The sequence below is a fragment of the Bacillus cereus group sp. BfR-BA-01355 genome (assembly GCF_022663675.1).
In the GTDB taxonomy this organism is placed as follows: Bacteria; Bacillota; Bacilli; order Bacillales; family Bacillaceae_G; genus Bacillus_A; species Bacillus_A thuringiensis_S.
In genome coordinates this window covers 1-360 of sequence record NZ_JAKUFY010000336.1, presented here as the reverse complement: position 1 = coordinate 360, position 360 = coordinate 1, and the positions used below count along the sequence as shown (strand labels likewise).

Genomic DNA, 360 nt, shown 5'->3' with positions numbered 1-360 from the left:
AAATTACGTTAGTTGTAAGAAGAAAAAACGGAAAAATTGAAAGGTTCGTACATCTTGGAACTGGAAACTATAATGATGCAACAGCGAAGTTATATACTGATTTTGGATATATTACATCAAGAAAAGACTTTGGGGTTGATGCAACCAATTTCTTTAATTATTTAAGTGGTTATACAACAAAGCCACATTTTCATCATTTATCTGTTGCTCCATTTGATATAAGAGAACAATTTATGGATTTAATAGATGAAGAAATCCGTTATCATAGGCAATATGGAAATGGATATATTATCGCTAAGATGAATTCATTAACAGATAAACCATTAATTAAAAAAATGTACGAAGCATCACAAGCTGGAG

1 pseudogene is annotated in these 360 nt (G+C 30.0%); it reads left to right on the top strand.

Annotated features, from left to right (window positions below):
• Positions 1-360 (top strand): annotated as a pseudogene (locus tag MR167_RS31930) (RNA degradosome polyphosphate kinase); the annotation flags it as partial.